The sequence below is a fragment of the Streptomyces sp. KM273126 genome, assembly GCF_004337435.2.
GTDB classification, from domain to species: Bacteria; Actinomycetota; Actinomycetes; order Streptomycetales; family Streptomycetaceae; genus Streptomyces; species Streptomyces acidicola.
This window is the reverse complement of the sequence record NZ_SJXB02000001.1, coordinates 4,652,915-4,673,904: the sequence shown is the minus strand read 5'-3', so window position 1 is coordinate 4,673,904 and position 20,990 is coordinate 4,652,915. Positions and strand designations below refer to the sequence as shown.

Here is a 20,990-nt window from a genome sequence, read left to right as displayed (position 1 = left end):
GGATCCACCCCTGCTGCCATGCGTGGTGGGCCGCGGCGATGGGGGTCCCCCGCGCGAGCGAAGCTGAGCGTGGGGGAGGGTGGAGGCGCCCAGCTCGGACATCGCGGCGGAGAGGTGGTTGCGAACCGCGCCCGGCGCGGCGGAGTGCCGTTCGGGGCCCCGCACGGGCGGGCGACCCTGGGGATCCAGGCCGCGGGAGCGCTCGCCCTCGGCGCCCTCGCCCTCGCCGGTCTGGCGGTGGATCCGGAGCTGGGACGCCATCTGGTGGCGGCGGGCTGGTTCCTCCACGGTGTCTGGGACCTCGCCCACCTGCTGCTCGCCCCGCTGCGCGGCGTCGTGGCCCGTACGTTCGCCGAGTGGTGCGCCGTCGTGGACGTACTGGTCGCCGTGCAGCTGGTGTTCCTGCGGTAGCCGGGTGCCGGGTGGTCACAGGGAACGGTTCAGGAGCGACAGCAGCGCCGTCCAATGGCGTTCGGATGCCTCGGCGTCGTACATCGCGGTGTCGGCCTGGGTGTAACCGTGCGCAGCGCCCGCGTACACCTCGGTGCGGTGGCGGACGCCCGCCTCGGTCAGTGCCGTGTCGAGCCGGTCGATCTGCTCGGGTGGCATGGACTGGTCCTGGTCGGCGTGGCCGAAGTAGAGCTCGGCGGTGATGCGGTCGGCCAGCAGGTGCGGGCTGTCGGGGGCGTCGGTCGCCAGGCCCCCGCCGTGGAAACAGGCCGCGGCGGCCACCCGCTCCGGGTAGTCCCCGGCGGTACGCAGGGCCAGGCGGGCGCCCATGCAGTACCCGGTGACGCCGACCGGCCCGTCGGCGGCCTCCGGACGGTCTGCCAGCCGGTCGAGGTAGGCACCGGCGTCACGCGTCGCCAGCTCGGGCGTGAGCGACCGCAGGACCGGGGTGATCTGTTCCCAGAGGTTCGGGTGTTCCTGGGGGTCGACGTAGTCGGGCAGGTCGAACACGGGTGCCGGGCCGTGGCGGTAGAACACGTTGGGCACCAGGACGGTGTAGCCGGCCTCGGCGAGGCGGTCGGCCATCTTCTTCAGGTGGGGCCGCAGTCCGTAGGCGTCCATGTAGAACAGCACCGCCGGGTGCGGGGAGTTGTCGTCGGGGAAGGCCAGGTAGGCGTCGGCGGTGCCGTCCGGGGTGGGGATGTCCACGGAGGTTCCACGCACAGTGGTCATGGGTGCTTGCCCTCTCTTTTCTCGGACTGGCCAGGGGCTCCTTGGGCGCACCCTAGCTGTGCGTCCCGCTGAGACGCCGAGGTGCCGTAAGTCGGCGAGCCGTTGACTTGCATCTGTTCAGTGTCTCAATGTAAACATTAAGACAAATACTTGGTCGGAAGGCAGTGCCATGACCGTTCTCGACTCCCCGATCCCCCGGTTCCACCTGGCCATGCCGGTCGACGACCTGGCCGCCGCCCGCCGTTTCTACGGCGAGGTGCTCGGCCTGGAGCAGGGCCGCAGCGCGGACACCTGGGTCGACTGGAACCTGCACGGCCACCAGTTCGTCACCCACCTCGCGCCAGAGCGCGCTCAGCGCATCCACAACCCTGTCGACGGCCACGACGTCCCGGTGCCGCACTTCGGGCTGATCCTGACCATCCCCGCGTTCCACGAACTCGCCGAGCGGATGCGCGCGGCCGGCGTCGAGTTCGTCATCGAGCCCTATGTGCGCTTCGAGGGCCAGAAGGGCGAGCAGTGGACGATGTTCCTCCTCGACCCGGCCGGCAACGCCCTGGAGTTCAAGGCGTTCGCCGACGACTCCCAGGTCTTCGCCGCATGACGGCTCCGACAGCCGAGAACCGTCAGGAAGGAAAGGAAGCGGGACGACCATGAAGGTTTTCCAGATCGGCGCCGCCGGAGGTGTCGGCCGCCGTCTCGCCGAGCGGCTCACCGCTCGCGGGGACGAGGTGACCGGCATGCACCGCAGCCCGGCCCAGGCCGACACCGTCCGGGCGGCCGGAGCCACCCCGGTGACCGGGGACCTGATCGAGGACTCGGTGGAGACACTCGCGGCACGGCTCGCCGGTCATGACGCGGTGGTGTTCTCCGCGGGCGCCCACGGGACCGGCCTGGACAGGACGACGCTGATCGACGGCAAGGGCCTGGAGAAGGCAGCCGAGGCCGCCGTACGCGCCGGGGTGCCGCGGTTCGTGCTGGTCTCGGTGTTCCCCGACGCCCTGCGCGACGGGGAACACAGCGAGGGCTTCGAGCACTACATCAAGGTCAAGAAGACCGCGGACGTGCATCTCACGCGTACCGGCCTGGACTGGCTGATCGTCCGCCCCGGCACGCTCCTCGACACCCCCGGCACCGGCCGGGTGACCGCCGGTCCGGCCGTGGAGTACGGGGATGTGCACCGCGACGACGTGGCGGCCTTCATCGACGCCGCCCTGCACGAGCCGGCCCTGAACCGGGTGATCGTCGAGCTCACCTCCGGGGACACGCCCGTCGCCGACGCGGTGGCACGGCTCGCCCGCTGAGCGCCTCACCGGCGAGGAGTGCGTCAGCTGATCCTCTGCCCCCGCCGGAAGCCGGATCCCCTCACGCCGCGTGCTCGCTGCACAGGCACGCGACAGCGCTGTCGATCCACTCCCGGCCCGCCCACTCGGGGTGCCGCTCGATCAGCACCGCTCGGACCTCCTCGACGATCGTCTCCCGGCTCATCGCCGAGTCACGGCGCGCCCAGGTCTCGTCGCGCAGCTCCCGCAGGTGGTCGAGCACGTCCTCCAGCACCTGCGTTCCGCCGATGTCGCCGTGGCCCGGGACCACGGTCCCCGGCCTGGCCGCCGCCAGCCGGGCCATGACCTCGATCCAGCCGAGACTGGTCACGTCGGTGTCGTGGGGCGGGAACCAGGGGAAGATCGCGAACTGTCCGGTCTCGGCCAGGTCACCGGTGAACAGCACATCGGCGTCGGGCACGGTGATCACCTGGTCGCCCTTGCTGTGCGCGCGGCCGACGGCGCGCAGCCGCACCACTCGCCCGCCGAGGTCGAGTTCGCGGGACTCCTCGTAGACGAAGTCCGGCGTGGGCACCTGCGCACCCTCCAGGTACTTGGCGACGGTCGTGCCGAGACCACGGAACATCGTGAGGTACCCGGCCCCCTTGACGGCGAGGTCCTCGGCCTGTGCCCTGTTCACCAGGTACGTCGCCTCCCCGGCGAAGACGTGCGCGCCGAAGGCGTGCTCGGGGTGGAAGTGGGTCGAGGTCAGGTACAGCCTGCGCCCCTTGGCGTAGTCACGGGCGAAGGCCAGCACCCTCTCGGCGTTCTCCGGGCCCAGGCCGGTGTCGACCACCAGCACCGAGTGCGTCCCGCCGATGACTCCGATGTTCGGGACCAGCTGCGTGTTCCGGTTCGGCACGACCACCAGGTCGCGCGCGAGCTCCTGTGCACCGGTGGTCTCCACCACGGGGTCGGGCAGCTGATACTCGGTCATGACGCATGCTCCTTGCCTCGCCGGAACGGAACGGTCGGGTCCGGGCGGCTCCGGTCCGGTCGGGATTCAGGGACCGGACCCAAGTCCGGGTCCGGGTCCAGGTCCGTGGGTCCGTGGGTCCGTTGTCGTTCTCCCTCCCACTCCACCTCCGCGCCGATCGCGGCGTCCAATACTTGTTGAGCACGCCCGATACCGTGCGGGTATCGTGCCTGGCGATGGACCTTCGCCTCCTGCGCTACTTCGTGGCCGTCGTCGAGGAGCGCCACTTCGGCCGGGCCGCCACCCGGCTGCACATGACGCAGCCGCCGCTGACCCGCGCCATCAAGCGGCTGGAGACGGATCTGGGTGCCGCCCTGCTGCACCGCTCGGCCGCCGGTGTGACGCCGACCGCTGCCGGGACCGCCCTGTACGACGAGGCCCGTGCCCTGCTGGCGCAGGCCGATCACGCTCGCGCCCGGGTCGCTGCCGCGGCCGGCGTCGGGAGCATCACCATCGGCACCCTCGGCGACAGCGTGGAGCGTGCCGGGGCCGGTACGTCCCTCGCGGCGGCCTTCCGCAGGCGTCATCCGGGTGTCAACGTCCGTGTCCTCGAAGCCGATCTCACCGACCCGACCATCGGGCTGCGCGCCGGCCTGGTCGACGTCGCCGTGACCCGGGCACCGTTCGAGGACACCGGGCTCAGCACCCGCGTCATCCGCTCCGAACCCGTCGGGGTCGTCCTGCGCGCCGACGATCCGCTCGCCGGGCGCGACCTGCTGCGCCTGGCCGACCTCGACGACCGCACCTGGTTCCGGTTCCCCGACGGCACCGACGCCGTCTGGCACGCCTACTGGAACGGCACCAAGCCCGGCGAACCGCTGCGCGAGGGCCCCGAGGTGCGAACCGTCCACGAATGCATCCGGGGTGTCCTGTGGCACGGAACGGTCGGACTGGCACCGCTCGGCCACGAACTGGCCTCGATGGGCCACGAGCCCGCCGACAGCCTCACCGTCGTCCCGCTGGCCGACATGCCGCCGAGCCGGCTGATCGTCGCCTGGCACGCCGACGACGCCAACCCGTTGCTGCATTCGTTCGTCGAACTCGCCGCGCCCGGCAGCCGCCGCCAACGCGCGCCGCGGTGACCACGGCGCGCCACCTCCGGCTCACAGCACTCGCCGGAACCCCGGGATCCTGCGCAGGGCGGCGGCCAGCAGGAACGCGGCGGGGAGAGCGGTGGCGGAAACCGTGGCCCACAGCGCGGCGGCGGTCAGGCCATGGCCGGCCAGGTAGTACTGCAAGGTCACGACGAGCGGGAGGTGGACGATGTAGACGGCGTACGAGTCGGCGGCCAACTCCTTCGTCAGGCGGCCGCTTCGGCGGACGGTTTCGCGGAACAGCGTGAGCAGGCCGACACCCAGCGAGACGCACAGGGCACTGTCGTACGCCGCCCACAGCGCGCCGGGTGCGTTCAGCCCACCGGGGCCGAAGAAGGGCGCGTCCGCGCCGACGGCGAACAGCACTGCCACGCCGACGAGTCCGCCGGTCAGCCACACCCAGCCGGTTCGGGCGTCGAAGCGGTCCAGCCAGTCATGGCGGTGGGCGAGGACCCCGAGGGTGAAGAACGCCGCGTACTGCGGGAGCCGGGCGGGCTCGATCTGAAGGAAGTCCAGGAACGGGACCCACTCGTCCAAGGGGTGAAAAACGCGGACGGTGAAGGTGGCGACGGCGATCCCGGCGGTGAGGCCGAGCAGGGCGCGATGGCCCGGGACCGGCAGCACCAGCTGCACCTCCTGCACCTCCTGCACCTCCTGCACCTCCTGCGGACGGCGCCTGACGAGGCGGGCCGCCTGGCGGCAGAGCACGTACAGGACGCTGTACGCCAGCAGGTTCTGGATGAACCACAGGTGAGCGAACTGCAGATCCGGCCAGGACGGTCCGGTCCAGTCGGCGGGCCTGTCCCCCAGGCCCAGGTAGACGTCGGTGAAGTAGCGGGGGAAGGAGACCGGCGGGTAGCCGCGGTAGTGGACGTAGTAGGCGTACATGAGGCCCGGCACGATCGTCAGCGCGCCGACGGCCACCGGGAGGCCGAGCCGTATCAGACGTCCCGTCAGGAACCGTCGGGCGCCGCGGCGATCGTACGAGCGTGGGATGAAGAGTGCCGCGACGAAGAAGAACAGGCTCATACGGAAGGACCCGCCGACCGCGGAGAGCGTGCCGAGGGCCTGCTCCCGAGGCTGGCCCTCGACGTACCACCAGTCGGCGGGGCCGTAGGGCTGGGCCGCGTGGTGGATGACGACCAGCACGGTCAGGGCGATGCGGAGGTTGTCCAGCCAGTCGAGACGGCGGGTGGAGTGGGCGGATCGGGAGGGTGCCTGCGGAGGTGAGGGCGGGGAGGAGGTGCCCATGCGCGAAGTGTCCATGCGTTCATTCTTGTAAACACGTGTACACCTGGCACTGGTGCTAGCCCCCGGCCCCTTCCTCCGGCCGACCGTAGTAACCCCTCAGCAGGAGTTGCTGGTTGGCGGCGCTGCGGCGGGCCAGCACGTCCGGGGCGAACATCGGCTCCCGCAGGTTGGGCTGCATCACCCGCTCCAGCAGCAACGGCCCCAGGATCAGACACAGCATCTGAAACGGTGCCCACTCCTCGTCCGGCCCCTGCTCCCCGTACGCCTCGGACAGCCGCTCCACTTCCGCGCGGGCACCGGCCAGCAGGCGGCCGAACAGGGCCGCGCTCGCCTCGCTGTCCTCCAGCAGGACTTGGCGCAGATAGCCGCGCAGTACCGGGTCCGCGCCGAAGAGCCGGGCGGAGACCTCACCGAGGGAGGCCATCAGCCCCTCGCCGGGGCCGAGGTCGCGCAGTTCCCCGCCGATACGGTCCAGGACGTACTCGTCCACCGCCGCGCGCAGGCCCTGCTTGGAGCCGAAGTGCCGGGTCACCAGCGCCGGTGAGAGGCCGGCCGCGGCGGCCACCGCTCGGGTGGAGGTCGCCTCGAAGCCTCGCTCGGCGAACAGTTCCAGCGCCGCCTCGCGCAGCCGTGCCCGCCCCGTCAGATCACTCTTCGCCACCGCCCGCATGGCGGCAGCGTAACCACCCTTCCTCGGGTCAGGTGCGCGCCGAGGGGGACGGGGCGCTCTCTTCCGCCGTGTGCGGGTGGGCGGCGGGGTGCGGGCCAGGCTCGTTTCCAGGTCGTCCAGGGCTTGGCGGGTGACGGCGATGCGGTGGCGCAGCTCCCGTTCGGAGGTGTCCGGTGCCGCCGCACGCTCGTCGTCGTCCCCGCCCCCGCCCCCGTCCCCGCCCCCGTCCTCGTCCTCGTCCCGTTCCATGTCCTTGGCCTCGTCGAGGGAGGCGATGACCACACCGATGAGGACGTTGACCAGCACGAAGGAGGCGAACAGGACGTAGGAGGCGTAGTAGACGATGCTCCAGCGGGAGATCTCCAGACCCGCACGGACCGCGTCACCCAGGCCGTCCAGGGTCATCAGGAGGAAGAGGGTGAGCACCGCGCGGCCGAGGGAGCCGTAGTGCTCGGGGTTGGCGTCGGCGAAGAAGACCCAGCCGACCATGGCGTAGACGTACAGCAGCAGCGTGCCCACCAGCAGGAAGCTCATCGTTCCCGGCACGCTGCGGGCCACCGCCACGAGCACGACGCGCAGTTGGGGCAGGAAGCGGGCGGCGCGCAGGACACGGGCCAGCCGCAGCAGCCGCAGCACGGTGGCGTTCTCGCGTACGACGGGCAGGAAGGCGCACACGACGACGGCGAGGTCGAAGAGGTTCCACGGGTCGCGGAAGAAGTCCCGTGGGCGGTCGGCGTGGGCGCCGGCGCGCAGGAGGATCTCGGCGGTGAACAAGGCCAGGAAGCCGTGCTCGATCAGCTTCAGTTCGTCGTGCCAGCGCTGGACCACCCCCGCGTAGGTCTCGACGCCGAGGACGGCCGCGTTGGCGAGGATGAGCGCGAAAGCCACGATGGCGAACCACCGGGCCTCGGTCACGGCACGGCAGTGCGAGGCCAGGGTGTGCAGGGCGGTTGAGCGCGGTGTCCCGTCGTGCGTCATCGGGTGGTTCTCGGTTCCCTCACCAGCATGTCGTGCAGTGCCCCGCCGGACAGATCCTAGTGAACGACCGCACTCGTACGCTGCCCGGGACACCAACTCCGCTTCCGAGCAGTCTTGTTGAACGTCATGTCCGCCGCGAGGAACGCGCGCAGACCTGATCCGTCCCGGCGGCCGGTCGCCGGACTGGGACGGGGACGGGGACGGGGACGGATCAGGGTGCTCGCTGCCGCCGTTACGCCGCCTGCGGGTGCAGGAGGCGGGCCAGCAGGTCGTCCAGCGTGACCATGCCGGTGAGCCGGCCACCGTCGTCGCACACGACGGCGAGGGACGCACGGCGCTGGCGCAGCTGCTCGATGGCATGGCCGACGGTGTCCCGCGCAGCCAGCTCCGGCACCGGCCGGGCGATGTCCCGCGCGGTCGCGGTGCGGCCCCGGCCGCGGGCGATCAGCACGTCGCGGACGTGGACCGAGCCGACGACCAGCGGGCCGTCGCGCACCAGCAGGCGGCTGCGGTCGTACTCGGCCGCCGTGGCGACGATGGTGTCGAGTCCGGCCTCCGCCGGTACCGAGATGATCTCGGCGGCCGGGACCTGGAGGTCGCCCACCGGGGTCTGGGGCTCGGTGAGCGAGTTGGTGATCAGTTCGGAGTCGTCCTTGCTGATCAGGCCCAGACGTTCGGATTCCTCGACGAGGTGGGTGAGCTGCTCGCGGTTGTGGACGGAGGTGATCTCGTCGCGCGGGGTGACCCGGCACAGCCGGACCAGGCTGTTGCTCACCTTGTTGAGGGCCCAGATCAGGGGGCGGACGGCCGCCACCACCCCGCGGAAAGGCGGGGAGAGCAGCATCGCGGAACGCTCGGGGTGGGCGATGGCCCATGACTTCGGCGCCATCTCGCCGACCACCATGTGCAGGAACACCACCACGATCATGGCCAGGGCGAACGCCACGCCGTAGCTGATCGCGCTCGGCAGGCCCAGCGCGTGCAGCAGCGGGTCGAGTTCGTGGGAGATCGCGGGCTTGGACACCGAGCCCAGGCCAAGGGTGCAGACGGTGATGCCGAGCTGTGCACCGGCCAGCATCAGGGACAGCTCGCGCATACCGGCCAGGGCCGCCTTGGCGCCGCGCTGCCCCTCGGCCGCGGCCTTCTCCATACGGTGCCGCTTGGCGGCGACCAGCGCGAACTCGGCCGCGACGAAGAACCCGCTGCCGATCAGCAGCAGCACGGTGACGAAGAGCGCCATCGGGAAACTCATGCCTGCTCCTCCTCACGTTCCACCACGGCCACCCGCTCCAGACGCACCCGTTCGGGCACGTGCCGGTCGAGGGTGCGTACGTCGATCACGGCGCTGCCGCCGTCGGGCAGTTCCACGGTGAGCCGGTCGCCGACGGCCGGGAAACGGCCGAGCCGGTCCACGATCAGGCCGGCCACGGTGTCGTAGTCCTCTTCCTCGGGCAGTGCGATGCCGGTGGCCTCGGCCACCTCGTCCAGGCGGCGTCCGGCGTCCACCAGCCAGCCGCTGCCAGCGCCATTGCCGCTGCCGCTGCCGTCCGGGACGGCGATCTCGGTGACGGTGTCGCTCTCGTCGGCGATGTCGCCGACCAGTTCCTCCGCGATGTCCTCGTACGTGACGATGCCCGCGACGCCGCCGTGCTCGTCGAGGACGACGGCGAACTCGTCGTCCCGCTCCCGCATCCGGTCCACCGCGTCCGGCAGCGGCAGCGTGTCCGGCAGCAGCAGCGGGCGGCGGGCGATCGCTCCCGCCGTGGTGGCGGTGAAACCGTCGGCGGGCAGGTGCATCAGTTCCCGGACGCCCAGCACGCCGCTGACGTCGTCCGGGTGGTCGCCGAGCACGGGGTAGTTGGAGTGGCCGTGCTTGGCGATTAGGTCGACCGCCTCGGCGGCGGAGGCGTCCTTGCGGACGAAGACGGCGTCGGCGCGCGGCACCATCACCTCGTCCAGCGTGCGGTCGGAGAACTCCAGCGCGTGGTCGAGCAGCTCGGCGGTGTCCTTGGGCAGCTGGCCCTGCTCGCGGGACTCGCCGATCAGATGTCCGAGCTCCTCCAGGGAGGCGCCGTGATGCAGCTCCTCGACCGGCTCGATGCCGATCTTGCGCAGCAGCTTGTTGGCCACGCCGTCGAAGACGTGGACGACCGGGCCGACGACCTTCAGATACGCCAGCGTCGAGGCGGCCAGTGACTTGGCCAGCCGCTCCGGTACCGCGAGCGCGAGGTTCTTCGGGGCCAGCTCGCCGAGCACCATCTGCACGAAGGTGGCCAGGACGAAGGCCAGCACGACGGAGATGCCGGAGACGGCACCCTCAGGGACGCCCATCCCGGTGAGGACCGGGTTGAGCAGCGCCGACACCGAGGGCTCGGCGATGAAACCGACGACCAGACCGGTGACGGTGATCCCGAGCTGGGCGCCCGACAGCATGAACGACAGCCGCTCCAGCACCTTCAGCGCGCGGGCGGCCCTCTTGTCGCCCGCTTCGGCCTCCCGCGCGAGGGCGAGGCGGTCGGCGGAGACGTACGCGAATTCCTGGGCGACGAAGTATCCGGTGCCGGCCGTCAGGATGAGAACGGCCAGCAGGCCCAGAGCGGCACTCATCGAACACCACCCCGCCATGTGCCGTACTCAGGAAAAGCCTGGCGGGGTGGTCGGGGACTGTGCCCCGAGGGGTCCGTCGTTCTGGCGGACAAAGGTGTGCTCCTCGTAGTCGGTCTGTTTCAGGACAACGCGTGTGTCCTGATGCCTGTTCCCACTCCTGTCCGGTGGTCCACCGCGGTGGACCACCGGCGCTGCACCAACGCTGCCCGAACGCCGCCCCTCCGGCCGGGCCACGGCCGTCCTGTGCGGGCGCCGTGCGGTGCGCCCGGGACCGGACCGCCCCTCGCGGGGGCGCGCTCGGAGCGGTCCGGCCGGCACGTGGTGGTCGCCGCCGGGCCGACCATGGACCCGGGTGACCGGCAGCGGGCACACCTCACCCCGGCGCGACCGCCCTGTGATTCTACTTGCCTGTAGAAAGTCGGCCCGCGGAGGGGTGGCGGCGCACCCACAGAGGGGTGGGGACGCACACCGAGGCATGCGACAGACTTCGGCCGGGGGGCGGACAGACCGACCCCTCCACGCCCTGCTGATAACTTCTACATCAATGTAGAAGACTTCTGCACGCATCCCGAGACACGTACGGAGCTGGCATGGCCCTGTGGGACCGCATCAAGGAATCCGCGTCGACAATGCAGACGCAGCTCAACGCGAAGAAGAACGACCTCAAGAGCGGCGCCTTCCGCGACGCCAGCATGGCCATGTGCGCCCTCGTCGCAGCCGCCGACGGCACCATCGACCCCTCCGAACGCCAACGCGTCGCCCAGCTCATCGCCACCAACGAAGTCCTCCAGAACTTCGACGCCATGGACCTGCGCCGCCGCTTCGAGGACAACCTCGACAAACTCACCGCCGACTTCGACTTCGGCAAGGTCAGCGTCCTGCAGGAAATCGCCAAGGCCAAGAAGAAGCCCGCCGAAGCCCGCGCCGTCATCCAGATCGGCATCGTCATCGGCGGCGCCGACGGCGACTTCGACAAAACCGAACAAGCCGTCGTCCGCGAAGCCTGCTTCACCCTCGACCTCCCGCCCCACGAGTTCGACCTCTGACCACCCCACGGCACTCATGCCGGGCCGCCCACAGCAACGGCCCGGCATGAGTGCCGTCTTCGGTGAGAACTGGAGACTGGAGCAGTGACCTTGGACGTCGGACGGTCCGGCAGGCGAAGCAGACTGCGACACATGCGGCTGGTGGCCGTGCTGGCGAGTACGGGCCTTCTGGTCGGCATCGTGCTGTCGGCCCTTCCCCGGGAACCCCTTCCTCCGCCGTTCAGCGCCGGTCACCACGAGGACGGCGGCACTGCGGGCGGGCCCGTGACACACGAGGCCGAGGCGGTTTTCCGGGTACTGGAGCACGCCGGGCTCCCCATGGAGAACGCCGTCCTCCACACCCGCCGCGACCAGGATCCGGACGGGCTGCTCGGGCAGCATGACGGCTACCACAGCAAGGTGACCTTCGAGGACCGCCGGATCGACGGAGGCGCCGTCGCCGTCGCGGACCCCGGCAGTGTTCAGCTCGGCGGCGCGATCGAGGTGTTCCGAGGCACCGGTGCCGCTCTCGCCCGTGTGGAGCGGCTGCGGGCCGACGCCGCCCACCCGGATCTGGCGGAGCACGTCTACCACAGGGGGCGGATCCTGCTGCGCCTCTCGCCGTACCTGAGGGAACCGTCGGCCGACGCCTACGCGGCCGCGGTCGGCGCCTCCGCGTTGCCCAGGTCGACGGCGGATCCGGTCTCCGGGACCGTGTGAGCCGGCCGTGCGGTCGGATGCCATCTCAACGGATGTCGTCTCACGGATGCCGTCTCACCGGATGCCGTCGATGTCGAGGTCGCTTCCGACGACGAGGGTCACCACTCCTGCGGCGGCGTCCGCGTTCTGGCCGGCCCTGACGTCGGGCAGCCGCGAGGCGAGTACGTCGGCCGACGTCTCCAGCCCCTGCGGGTGGGTGACCGCGGTGGTGCGGGTGATCTCCGGTGCGTTGCCCGTGCCGACGACGGTGAAGCCGGCCTCGCGCAGCCTCTCGGCCACGGTGGCGGCACGCCCCGCCACGCCGGTGCCGTTGAGGACCTGCACGCGCACCGCGGAGGCGTACACCGGGTTCTTCCCGTCCGCCGTCAGCTTCTTCTTGTCGACCTCCCGGTCCTTGGCGAGGGAGGTGAACAGGTCGGCGGCCTGGGGGTACTGCCACACGACGTTGGCCTTGTCGGTGGCCACGTCGGCCTCGCGCGGGTAGTTGGGGACGGTGAGGAAGGTCAGCCGGTCGGTGGGGATGCCCTGGAGCTCGGAGGCGAGGCCGTAGAGCGGCTCGATGCCGGCCAGGTCCTCGTCCGTGGTGAGCGACTTGGTCGCGGACTGCATGAAGCCGTACAGCGCGTTCGGGCTGGTCAGCTTGGACTGTGCCTTGTCGGCCAGCGCTTCCATGAACTCCTGCTGGCGGCCGATACGGCCGATGTCGGAGCCGTCTCCGACGCTGTAGCGGGCGCGTACGTAGCCCAGCGCGGCCTCGTCCTTGACGGTCTGGCAGCCGGCTTCCAGATCCAGGTGCGCCTTCTCGTCGTTGATGGCCTGCTCGGGGCAGACCTCTATGCCGTCCAGGGCGTTGACCATCCCCTTGAAGCCCTGGAAGTCCATGGACATGAAGTGGTCGATGCGCAGGCCGGTGTTGGCCTCGATCGTCCTGATGCTGCAGGCGGCGGCGTCGGCGACCTCGCCGCCGGTGCCCCCGATCGCGAACGCCGCGTTGATCTTGGAGCGGAGCGCGGCGGACGTCGTGCCGTCACTCTTGTCGCACGCGGGTATCTCGACCCACGAGTCACGCGGGAACGACACCACCGTGGCCCACTTCCGGTCCGCCGGGATGTGCACCACCATCAGCGTGTCCGACTGCATGGTGGTCAGGCCCTTGCCGTACCCGGCATTGGCACCGTCACGGCTGTCCGAGCCGACGACCAGGATGTTCTTCGAACCGGGGCTGAGGTTGACGGGACGGTTCCCGCCGAGCTTGTTGTCGAGATCGGCGGACCCGATGTTGCCGTCGAGGTCCTGGTATACCCAGGCTCCGGCCCCGGCGACACCGAGGAGGAGCACCGCGAAACCCCCGGCGACCCAGGCGGCGATCCGGCCGCGCCGTGTCAGCCGTGCCGTGCGCCCCTCCTTGTCGCCGACCGGAGTGCGCCGGCGCCTGCCCGAACCGCTCACCGGCGGGCCCCTTTCGTCCTCGGCCACACCCGGCCGGTCAGTTGCTCATGAACGTTCGGAACCAGTACTCACCCATGCTCACCAGTGCTCTCCGAACGGCGGAACTCTACACTCATGTAGAGATACGAGCGGGCCGCCGCTACGTCTCACCGCATCCGGCTCCGAGAGCTCCTCAGTGCACGGCCGGCCCGACTCAGGCCTTCTCCGGGGGGCATCGCCGGGCGGGCGGCCTTGGTCGCCGGCCCGGCCGATCCCCCGCGAACTCAGAGCGGCGTGGCGGCGTAGAGGATGAAGAACATGGTCACGGCGGAGTTCGCGGACGACATCGCGGACACGGCCGTGCCCGCGGCCGCACCCCACGCCGCCAGCCCCACCGAGGTGAACACCGACGGCCAGCTCCGCACCGCGGGAGCCGGGCCGAGCAGGGCCGCCACCCTGCGCGGCACCGGCCCGGGCATGGCGAAGCCCGCGAGCGTGGACACCGGAGTCCCGCGGGAGACGAGGGCCGCCTTGCCGATCGCCTGGGCCACGGTCCGGCGGCTGCCGACGGTCTGGGCCGCGATCTCGTCCGCCCACCGCTCCGCCGTGTACGACACGGCCGTCCGCAGCGGGCGCAGGAACGGGTTGGCGCGGGCGGCGAGCTGGACGGCGAGAAGGAAGCGGTGGTGCCGGGCGGCCAGGTGCGCCCGTTCATGGGAGAACAGCGCCCGCCGCTCGGCCGGTTCCAGGCAGTCCAGCAGGGCCGTGGTCACCACCACACGGCCCCGGCGGCCTCCGGGCAGGGCGTACGCATAGGGCACGTCGTCAGGGAGTACGGCCACCTCCGTGTCCGGCAGCCCGGCCAGTGCCTGGTGAGCACGGCGGCGGACCCGGCCGTGCCGCCACAGCGCCCGGGCGGAGGCCACGAGCACGGCGACCAACGCGGGGATCGCCGCCTTGCCTGCCACCTCGTCGTACGGCACCGCCTCGCGCACCTCGGCGTCCGACCAGCCGTCCGGCAGCGGGTTGCCGGGCAGCTGGGCGGTGCCGACCACCATCACCAGCCCCAGGCACACCGTGCTGCACGTCGCCATCACTCCGGCCACCGCGGTCAGCAGACGCGTCGCGGTCCTCGGATGCAGATGCTGCTCGGCCAGCCGCGCGATCGGCCATGCCGTCAACGGCAGCACCAGCGGCAGAAAGACGAAGACCCCCATGAGGCTTCAGTCTTCCCCCTGGCCGCCCGGATGACCCAGCAGTCCGCGCAGGAGCCGCTCGTCGTCCGGTCCCAGCCCCGTCACGAAGCTCGCCAGCACCGCCTGGCGGTCACTCTCGCCGTCGAGCACCTTGCGCATCTTGTGTGCGGCGAGTCCGGCCTGGTCGGAGGCCGGGGTCCAGACGAAGGACCGGCCGGTGCGTTCCCGCGTGACCGCACCCTTGGCCAGCAGCCGGGTCAGGATCGTGATCACCGTCGTGTACGCCAGATCGCCGCCCAGGTGCTCCTGCACCCAGCCCGCCGTCGCCGGCCCTTCCGCCTCACGCAGCGCCGACAGGACCAGCGCCTCCAGCTCGCCCTGCCCCCGCCGGGAACGCTGCCGGTGCTCCGTCACGTCCTGTCTCCCTTCCGCCGCCGCCGGTTTCCCGACCGGACATCGTATAGACGCCCGGAGCCATTCAACGCCACCCCGATGAAGACCCCGTCAGCCCACCATCCGATCACCCGATTCTCTACACGATTGTAGAAGATAGGCTGCCCAGGCATGCCCTCCCGCGACATGGGAAGGGCGGACGAGCAGCCACGAACAAAAAGCAGAGGGGTAGGAGACACATGGGTGTCATCGCGTGGGTGGTGCTGGGACTTCTCGCCGGAGCGATCGCCAAGGCCATCCTGCCCGGACGTGATCCGGGCGGGCTCATCGGTACGACGTTCATCGGCATCGCGGGCGCCTTCATCGGCGGGTGGCTGTCGGCGAAGCTCCTCGACCGGCCGGTGGAGCGGGAGTTCTTCGACGCCGCGACCTGGGGGTCGGCCATCGCGGGTGCACTCGTCCTACTGATCGGTTACCGCATCTTCTTCGGCAACTCCCGTGACTGACACGCCACTTCGAGACCGCCACCCCGACTGAGCACGCGCGACACACCGAACCCGGCGCGACCGCACCCCCCTACCGCTTCCTCTACAGTGCTGTAGATTCTAAATCCGGGCCCGTACTGCGGGCCCCGACCGCACAGATCACGAAGGAGTACCCCGTGGGAGTTTCCCTGTCCAAGGGCGGCAACGTCTCGCTCAGCAAGGAGGCGCCCGGCCTGACCGCCGTCCTCGTCGGCCTCGGCTGGGACGTACGCACCACCACCGGCACCGACTACGACCTCGATGCCTCCGCACTGCTGCTCGACGCCTCCGGCAAGGTGGTCTCCGACCAGCACTTCATCTTCTACAACAACCTCAGGAGCCCCGACGGTTCGGTCGAGCACACCGGCGACAACCTCACCGGCGAGGGCGAGGGCGACGACGAGTCCGTCAAGGTGAACCTCGCCACCGTGCCCGCCGAGATCGACCGGATCGTCTTCCCGGTCTCCATCCACGACGCCGAGAACCGCGGCCAGAGCTTCGGCCAGGTCCGCAACGCCTTCATCCGCGTCGTCAACCAGGCCGGCGGCACCGAGATCGCCCGCTACGACCTGTCCGAGGACGCCTCCACCGAGACCGCGATGGTCTTCGGCGAGCTCTACCGGAACGGCGCCGAATGGAAGTTCCGCGCCGTCGGCCAGGGCTACGCCTCCGGACTGGCGGGGATCGCCGCCGACTTCGGCGTCAACGTCTGACGCCGGACCACTCACGTCGCCGGGCCGTCACGCCGACTGCGGCCCGGCGGCGGCATCCGGCACGCCCCGCCCGACCCCGAAGCCCGACTGTGCGACCGCCGCCCAACCAACCAGGAGACCTCGTGGCCCTCGGCCCACACCGCCTCCGCCCAGAGGACCGAGCGGACTTCGAAGCCCTGCTGCACCTGGCGCTCAGCACCCAGGACGTCCGCAGCGCCCTGCTCGCCGACCCCAGCGGCCAGGCATCCGGGCGCCTGCGCGCCCAGGCGCTCGACGCCGCCGACGAGATCACGGCGGCGGCCGGAGAGGCGTACGGCGCCTATCTCGCCGTACGCGCGGCAGCCCGGGACACGACACGGCGTCCGGCGCCCCAGGGCACCCTGCTGCCCGCACTCGCCGTGCTCACGCCGCTCGTGGCGGCCACCTCCGCCGCGGTCCTGCTCCTCCTCGGGTATGTCTTCCAGCTCGCGCACGTCTCCGGCACGTTGCCCGGTTCGCTCGTCACCGCGGGCTGGGTGCTGGCGCTCGTCGCGGCCGTGAGCGCCCTCGTCGCCCTCGCCGCGCTGGTGAGCACGGGCATACGCCGACGTGGTGGCCCACCGTCCGGCGCGCGCCTGGAGCAGGCCCGTCTGGCCTGGCACCAGGCGCTGCTCGGCCAAGGACTGCTGCCCCATCTGCGCCGCTGCGTCAAAGAGGACCCGTTCCTGCACGCCGCGCCACCGACATAGCAACGCCCGGGTCAGCCGGCCCACGGACCCCGGCGGCACGCCGACGGTCGACGGCCGACCGCCGACCACCGAACGACCCGGCACCCGCACACCCACCGCCTCACCGCACCACACTGCACACACCCAAGGAGACACCCCCCATGTCGATCAACCTGAACAAGGGCCAGCAGATCAGCCTGAGCAAGTCCGACGGCACCGCCCTGACCTCCGTCCGGATGGGCCTGGGCTGGAAGGCCGCCCCCCGCAAGGGCTTCCTCGCCAAGCTCACCGGCGGCGGCGACATCGACCTGGACGCCTCCGCCGTGCTCATCGCAGGCGGACAGCCGACCGATGTCGTCTTCTTCCAGCACCTGGTCAGCGACGACGGCTCGGTCCGGCACACCGGCGACAACCTCACCGGCGGGGCCGGCGCGGGAGGCGACGACGAGTCGATCCTCGTCGACCTCGCCCGTGTCCCCGCTCACGTCGACCAGATCGTCTTCACCGTCAACTCCTTCACCGGCCAGACCTTCGCCGAGGTGCAGAACGCCTTCTGCCGCCTGGTCGACGAGACCACCGGAGCGGAGCTCGCCCGCTACACCCTCACCGGCGGCGGCAGCCACACCGCCCAGATCATGGCCAAGGTCCACCGCACCGGCGGCGGCTGGCAGATGAAGGCCATCGGCGAACCCGCCACCGGCCGCACCTTCCAGGACCTGCTCCCAGCCATCGCCCCTCACCTGTAGGCGCCCGAGCGCCGCGCGGAACAGCAGGCGCGCCGCCCTCCATTTCCGTTCACAGACCGAGACGGCGTTACCGCCGCCCCGGACACCAGATACGCTCGCGCCATGCCCGGCCCGGGCCAAGGAGAGGACAGGACCAGCATGTTCGGACTGAGCGAACTCGCCATCATCCTCATCGTCGTCATACTCGTCCTCGGCGCCAAGAAGCTCCCCGACCTGGCCCGTTCGGCCGGGAAGTCGGCCCGCATCCTCAAGGCCGAGGCGCGGGCGATGAAGGAGGAGCAGGCCGCGCACGAGCAGACCGCGCAAGCGGATCAGGCGGACCGGACAGCGCCCCGCGTCGTCCAGGGCGAGATCATCCCGTCGGCGAACAGCGCCACCACCGACGCCGGCCAGTCCACCGCGCCCCGCACCCACACGCCGGGCACGGAGCCCTCACGGCCACAGGCCTGACCTCCGCCTTCTCGGTACTGGTCCCGGCGGCGGTGTGGCGGGCCAGGGCCGCGCAGGAGGGCATGAGGTCGGGCGGGCCGATGGTCGGCGTCGGGAGCCTGACGTCCAAGACCATCCCCGCGACGTCGGCAGTGGCCGGCCGCAGGACGGTGACTCCGTCCCGGGCGAGGACGGGCAAGTCCTCGTCGTACAGGCCGCGGCGCACAACCGTCGTGCAGGCCGTGTTCGTGGTGATCTCCGGCTCGGTCGCCCTCCTCGGCGACACCGTCCACAACGCCGCCGACGCGCTGACCGCCGTCCCCCTGGGCATCGCCTTCATCCTCGGCCGCCGCGCCGCGACCCGCCGCTTCACCTACGGCTACGGGCGCGCCGAGGACCTGGCGGGCATCGTCATCCTGCTGACCATCGCCTCCTCCGCCGGCTTCGCCGCCTGGGCCGCGATCGACCGGCTGCTCAATCCGCGGGACATGGACCATGTCGGCATCGTCGCCATCGCGGCGGTCGTCGGCTTCATCGGAAACGAGTGGGTCGCCCGCTACCGCATCCGTGTCGGCCGTGAGATCGGCTCGGCCGCACTGGTCGCCGACGGACTGCACGCCCGCACGGACGGCTTCACCTCCCTGGCCGTGCTGTTCGGCGCGGGCGGCGCTGCGCTTGGCTGGCAACTCGCCGACCCCCTGGTCGGGCCGGCGATCACCGTGGCGATCCTGCTGGTACTGCGGGACGCGTCACGCGAGGTCTTCCGCCGGATCATGGACGCGGTCGATCCCTCCCTGCTCGACGCCGCCGAGCAGGCCCTGCGTGAGGTGGAGGGCGTACACGAGGTCGGCGAACTGCGGCTGCGCTGGATCGGGCACAGACTGCGCGGCGAGGTTGCGGTCGTCGTGGGCGGGGAGTTGAGCGTCCGCGAGGCGCACGACGTGGCGGCCGAGGCCGAGCACGCCCTGCTGCACGCGGTACCGAAACCGACCGCGGCTCTGGTCCACGCCGACCCGGCCCACTCACCCGACGAGGCGGATCCGCACGACGCGCTGGCGCACCACGTGGCTGCGTGAATCCGCGTCGGGAGACTTCGCCGCCGTCGGGCTATGAGATCGTCGAGATCGCCTTTGAGGCCGCGTCGCCCGGCACGTCCGGGAGCACCGAACCGCGGGTGGTCCTGCCCGAGGGCGTAGCGCCCGACCACGCTGGATCTGCGCAGTTCACCGGGCCCGCGCTCTGCCGACCGGCAGAGCGCGGGCCTTCGTCTGCCCACGGCCTCGTCCGCCGAGGGCAAACGCGAGCCCCAACTCCACCAACCCGCCCTTGTCCTCACCTCGACACACACAAACAACGACGAGTTAACAAAATATTGTTTACAACCTGCCGGGGCGAGCGTACGTTCGTCGTCCAAGCAGCAGCACCCGCACCGCCGCCCCCCTCCCCAAGCGTGATCAACCCTGATCGAGTGGGCGTGAACTCCATGAACAAACTGCGCTTGACCACCTGTGGACTGACCGCTACCGCCCTGACTGCCCTCGCCGGCTGCGGCATGAGCGGCGGAGACACCTCCGCCGACGGCACCGGCTCCCCCGACGGCCGAAGCATCGTGATCGACGAGCCATACGCTCCGGCGGCCAACTGGGCCCTGGAGACCGACGACGCGTTCATCCTGACCAAGGCCGGCTGCCTGGAGACCCTCGTGAAGTACGAGAACGGCGGCACCCTCACACCGATGCTCGCCACCTCATGGACCCAAGTGAAGCCGACCGTGTGGAAACTGCGGATCCGGCAGGGTGTGACGTTCCAGGACGGCACCCCGGTCGACGCGAAGGCCGTGGCAGGCGCCCTGCAGCACGCCCTCAAGGCTAAGACCCCGGCGGCGGCCTTCTCTCCCGAAACGGTCTCCGGCGTCAAGGCGGTGGACTCCTCCACCGTCGAGGTGACCACCGTCGAGCCGAACGTGATCCTCCCGCAGAGCCTGGCCAGCCCGAACACCGGAATCCTGGCGCCCAAGGCGTACACCGGCTCGGCCACCGACCCCAAGGGCACCTGCACCGGCCCCTTCGAGATCACCAGGGAGATCCCCCAGCAGGCGATCGAACTCAAACGCAACGACGACTACTGGGGAGGCCGTGCCCGACTGGCCTCCGCCGAGGTGCGGTTCATCGCCGACGGTGCCAAGCGCGCCACACAGGTACGCACCGGTGAGGCGCAGATCGCCCGCAAGATACCCGTCACCAGCGTGCAGGAGCTCAAGGGCGACACGGGCATCCAGACCCGGACCGCAGAACTGTCCCGCACCACCGAACTGGTCCTGAACAACAAGAAGACCCCGTTCACCAGCACCAAGGTCAGACAGGCGCTCCAGGCCGCGATCGACACCAAGGCGATCGCATCAGCGGTCTACCCCGGCGCCTCGCGCCACGCCGTGGGACCGTTCGCACCGAGCGACCCCTGGGCGCCGAAGGATGCCGCTCCTGTCAGGAGCGACCCGGCCAGGGCCAAGTCGTTGCTGGCGGAGGCGGGCGTCGATCCGTCCTCGCTGAAGCTCACGCTCCTCGCCTACAACGAGGGCTCGGGCTTCGCCGACCTCGCCACCGTCATCCAGGAGCAGCTCAAGGCCATCGGCATCAAGGTCTCCATCCGGTCGGGCGAGTACGCGTCCATGGAACCGGACCTCCTCGACGGCAAGTTCGACATGACCCTGCTGTCCCGCAACTACCTCAACACGCTGCCCGACCCGTACGGCTTCCTCTCCTCGGACTACACCTGCAAGGGCTCGTACAACCTCTCCCACTACTGCGACGCGACGGTGGACGCCCTCGTCAAGAAGGCCGCGTCGACCAAGAACACCACCGACCGCTACGCCCTCTACGCGGACGTCGCCGCCCGGCTCCAGTCCCAGGCCGTGGACGTCTTCCTCGTGCACGAGACCGAGTCCGTCGCCCTCGCCGGGGTGAAGGGCTACCAGATCCAGCCCTACTACACGCTGACGGCCGATCTGTCCCTCGGCTCGAAGTGACCCGACT

At 70.7% G+C, this 20,990-nt stretch carries 22 protein-coding genes and 1 pseudogene; 13 read left to right on the top strand and 10 right to left on the bottom strand.

What is annotated here, in order from left to right:
- Positions 1–114 precede the first annotated feature (114 nt).
- Entirely contained in the window at positions 115–411 is a 297-nt protein-coding gene (locus tag E0500_RS20025; RefSeq protein WP_181587064.1) for a DUF6010 family protein, read from the top strand.
- Positions 412–426: 15 nt separating this feature from the next.
- Here the strand turns inward: E0500_RS20025 and E0500_RS20020 are convergent, their stop codons facing one another.
- Complete coding sequence (locus E0500_RS20020; protein WP_131569602.1) at positions 427–1,182, bottom strand: dienelactone hydrolase family protein; 756 nt, start codon at positions 1,180–1,182, stop codon at positions 427–429.
- Between the two features lie 169 nt (positions 1,183–1,351).
- On the opposite strand from E0500_RS20020, the gene E0500_RS20015 reads away from it, so the two are divergent.
- Both E0500_RS20015 and E0500_RS20010 read left to right on the top strand, forming a co-directional pair.
- The gene (locus tag E0500_RS20015; protein WP_131569600.1) at positions 1,352–1,783 is read left to right on the top strand and encodes a VOC family protein; all 432 of its coding nucleotides are present in this window, start codon (positions 1,352–1,354) and stop codon (positions 1,781–1,783) included.
- 49 nt (positions 1,784–1,832) lie between these two features.
- Positions 1,833–2,483, top strand: a complete 651-nt coding sequence (locus E0500_RS20010; protein ID WP_131569598.1) for an SDR family oxidoreductase — start codon at positions 1,833–1,835, stop codon at positions 2,481–2,483.
- Between the two features lie 61 nt (positions 2,484–2,544).
- Here E0500_RS20010 and E0500_RS20005 read toward each other — a convergent pair whose 3' ends face one another.
- Positions 2,545–3,438: an MBL fold metallo-hydrolase gene (locus tag E0500_RS20005; RefSeq protein ID WP_131569596.1), complete on the bottom strand. Its 894-nt coding sequence runs from the start codon at positions 3,436–3,438 to the stop codon at positions 2,545–2,547.
- A 215-nt stretch (positions 3,439–3,653) separates the two neighbouring features.
- Here E0500_RS20005 and E0500_RS20000 point away from each other — a divergent pair, with 215 nt between their 5' ends.
- Positions 3,654–4,559 (top strand): LysR family transcriptional regulator, encoded by a 906-nt coding sequence (locus E0500_RS20000; protein ID WP_131569594.1) that lies wholly within the window; start codon positions 3,654–3,656, stop codon positions 4,557–4,559.
- A 21-nt stretch (positions 4,560–4,580) separates the two neighbouring features.
- On the opposite strand, the gene E0500_RS19995 is transcribed toward E0500_RS20000, so the two are convergent.
- From E0500_RS19995 to E0500_RS19975, 5 genes and pseudogenes are all read right to left on the bottom strand, one after another.
- Positions 4,581–5,822: an acyltransferase gene (locus E0500_RS19995; protein WP_258572862.1), complete on the bottom strand. Its 1,242-nt coding sequence runs from the start codon at positions 5,820–5,822 to the stop codon at positions 4,581–4,583.
- Between the two features lie 55 nt (positions 5,823–5,877).
- A complete protein-coding gene (locus E0500_RS19990) occupies positions 5,878–6,492 on the bottom strand; it encodes a TetR/AcrR family transcriptional regulator (RefSeq protein WP_131569590.1) in 615 nt (204 codons plus the stop codon).
- A gap of 236 nt (positions 6,493–6,728) precedes the next feature.
- Positions 6,729–7,470, bottom strand: a pseudogene (locus E0500_RS19985) (ion transporter); the annotation flags it as partial.
- 232 nt (positions 7,471–7,702) lie between these two features.
- Positions 7,703–8,722: a hemolysin family protein gene (locus tag E0500_RS19980; protein WP_131572180.1), complete on the bottom strand. Its 1,020-nt coding sequence runs from the start codon at positions 8,720–8,722 to the stop codon at positions 7,703–7,705.
- Positions 8,719–10,077, bottom strand: coding sequence for a hemolysin family protein (locus tag E0500_RS19975; protein WP_181587063.1), 1,359 nt, complete (start codon positions 10,075–10,077; stop codon positions 8,719–8,721). Before E0500_RS19975 ends, E0500_RS19980 begins: the two co-directional genes overlap by 4 nt.
- Positions 10,078–10,667: 590 nt before the next feature.
- Between E0500_RS19975 and E0500_RS19970 the strand changes: the two genes are divergently transcribed.
- Both E0500_RS19970 and E0500_RS19965 read left to right on the top strand, forming a co-directional pair.
- Positions 10,668–11,123, top strand: coding sequence for a tellurite resistance TerB family protein (locus tag E0500_RS19970; protein ID WP_181587062.1), 456 nt, complete (start codon positions 10,668–10,670; stop codon positions 11,121–11,123).
- Between the two features lie 132 nt (positions 11,124–11,255).
- On the top strand, positions 11,256–11,822 hold the full coding sequence (locus E0500_RS19965) for a hypothetical protein (RefSeq protein WP_131572342.1): 567 nt from the start codon (positions 11,256–11,258) through the stop codon (positions 11,820–11,822).
- Between the two features lie 54 nt (positions 11,823–11,876).
- Here the strand turns inward: E0500_RS19965 and E0500_RS19960 are convergent, their stop codons facing one another.
- The 3 genes from E0500_RS19960 to E0500_RS19950 form a co-directional block, all read right to left on the bottom strand.
- A complete protein-coding gene (locus E0500_RS19960; RefSeq protein WP_399119524.1) occupies positions 11,877–13,271 on the bottom strand; it encodes an LCP family protein in 1,395 nt (464 codons plus the stop codon).
- Between the two features lie 263 nt (positions 13,272–13,534).
- Positions 13,535–14,467, bottom strand: coding sequence for a M56 family metallopeptidase (locus E0500_RS19955; RefSeq protein WP_131566872.1), 933 nt, complete (start codon positions 14,465–14,467; stop codon positions 13,535–13,537).
- A gap of 6 nt (positions 14,468–14,473) precedes the next feature.
- Entirely contained in the window at positions 14,474–14,860 is a 387-nt protein-coding gene (locus tag E0500_RS19950) for a BlaI/MecI/CopY family transcriptional regulator (protein ID WP_131566868.1), read from the bottom strand.
- 218 nt (positions 14,861–15,078) lie between these two features.
- Here E0500_RS19950 and E0500_RS19945 point away from each other — a divergent pair, with 218 nt between their 5' ends.
- The 7 genes from E0500_RS19945 to E0500_RS19915 all read left to right on the top strand — a co-directional run bounded on the left by E0500_RS19945 (position 15,079) and on the right by E0500_RS19915 (position 20,983).
- Positions 15,079–15,345: a GlsB/YeaQ/YmgE family stress response membrane protein gene (locus E0500_RS19945; RefSeq protein WP_131566866.1), complete on the top strand. Its 267-nt coding sequence runs from the start codon at positions 15,079–15,081 to the stop codon at positions 15,343–15,345.
- A gap of 155 nt (positions 15,346–15,500) precedes the next feature.
- Positions 15,501–16,076, top strand: a complete 576-nt coding sequence (locus E0500_RS19940) for a TerD family protein (protein ID WP_131566862.1) — start codon at positions 15,501–15,503, stop codon at positions 16,074–16,076.
- 122 nt (positions 16,077–16,198) lie between these two features.
- A complete protein-coding gene (locus E0500_RS19935; protein ID WP_131566859.1) occupies positions 16,199–16,804 on the top strand; it encodes a hypothetical protein in 606 nt (201 codons plus the stop codon).
- A 140-nt stretch (positions 16,805–16,944) separates the two neighbouring features.
- Positions 16,945–17,529 carry a TerD family protein gene (locus E0500_RS19930; RefSeq protein WP_131566856.1) on the top strand — a complete coding sequence of 195 codons (585 nt, stop codon included), beginning with the start codon at positions 16,945–16,947 and terminating at the stop codon, positions 17,527–17,529.
- A gap of 138 nt (positions 17,530–17,667) precedes the next feature.
- Positions 17,668–17,979 (top strand): Sec-independent protein translocase subunit TatA, encoded by a 312-nt coding sequence (gene tatA / locus E0500_RS19925; RefSeq protein WP_131566853.1) that lies wholly within the window; start codon positions 17,668–17,670, stop codon positions 17,977–17,979.
- Positions 17,980–18,041: 62 nt separating this feature from the next.
- A complete protein-coding gene (locus tag E0500_RS19920; protein ID WP_258572861.1) occupies positions 18,042–19,034 on the top strand; it encodes a cation diffusion facilitator family transporter in 993 nt (330 codons plus the stop codon).
- A 422-nt stretch (positions 19,035–19,456) separates the two neighbouring features.
- Complete coding sequence (locus E0500_RS19915; RefSeq protein ID WP_258572860.1) at positions 19,457–20,983, top strand: ABC transporter substrate-binding protein; 1,527 nt, start codon at positions 19,457–19,459, stop codon at positions 20,981–20,983.
- The last annotated feature ends 7 nt before the right edge of the window (positions 20,984–20,990 follow it).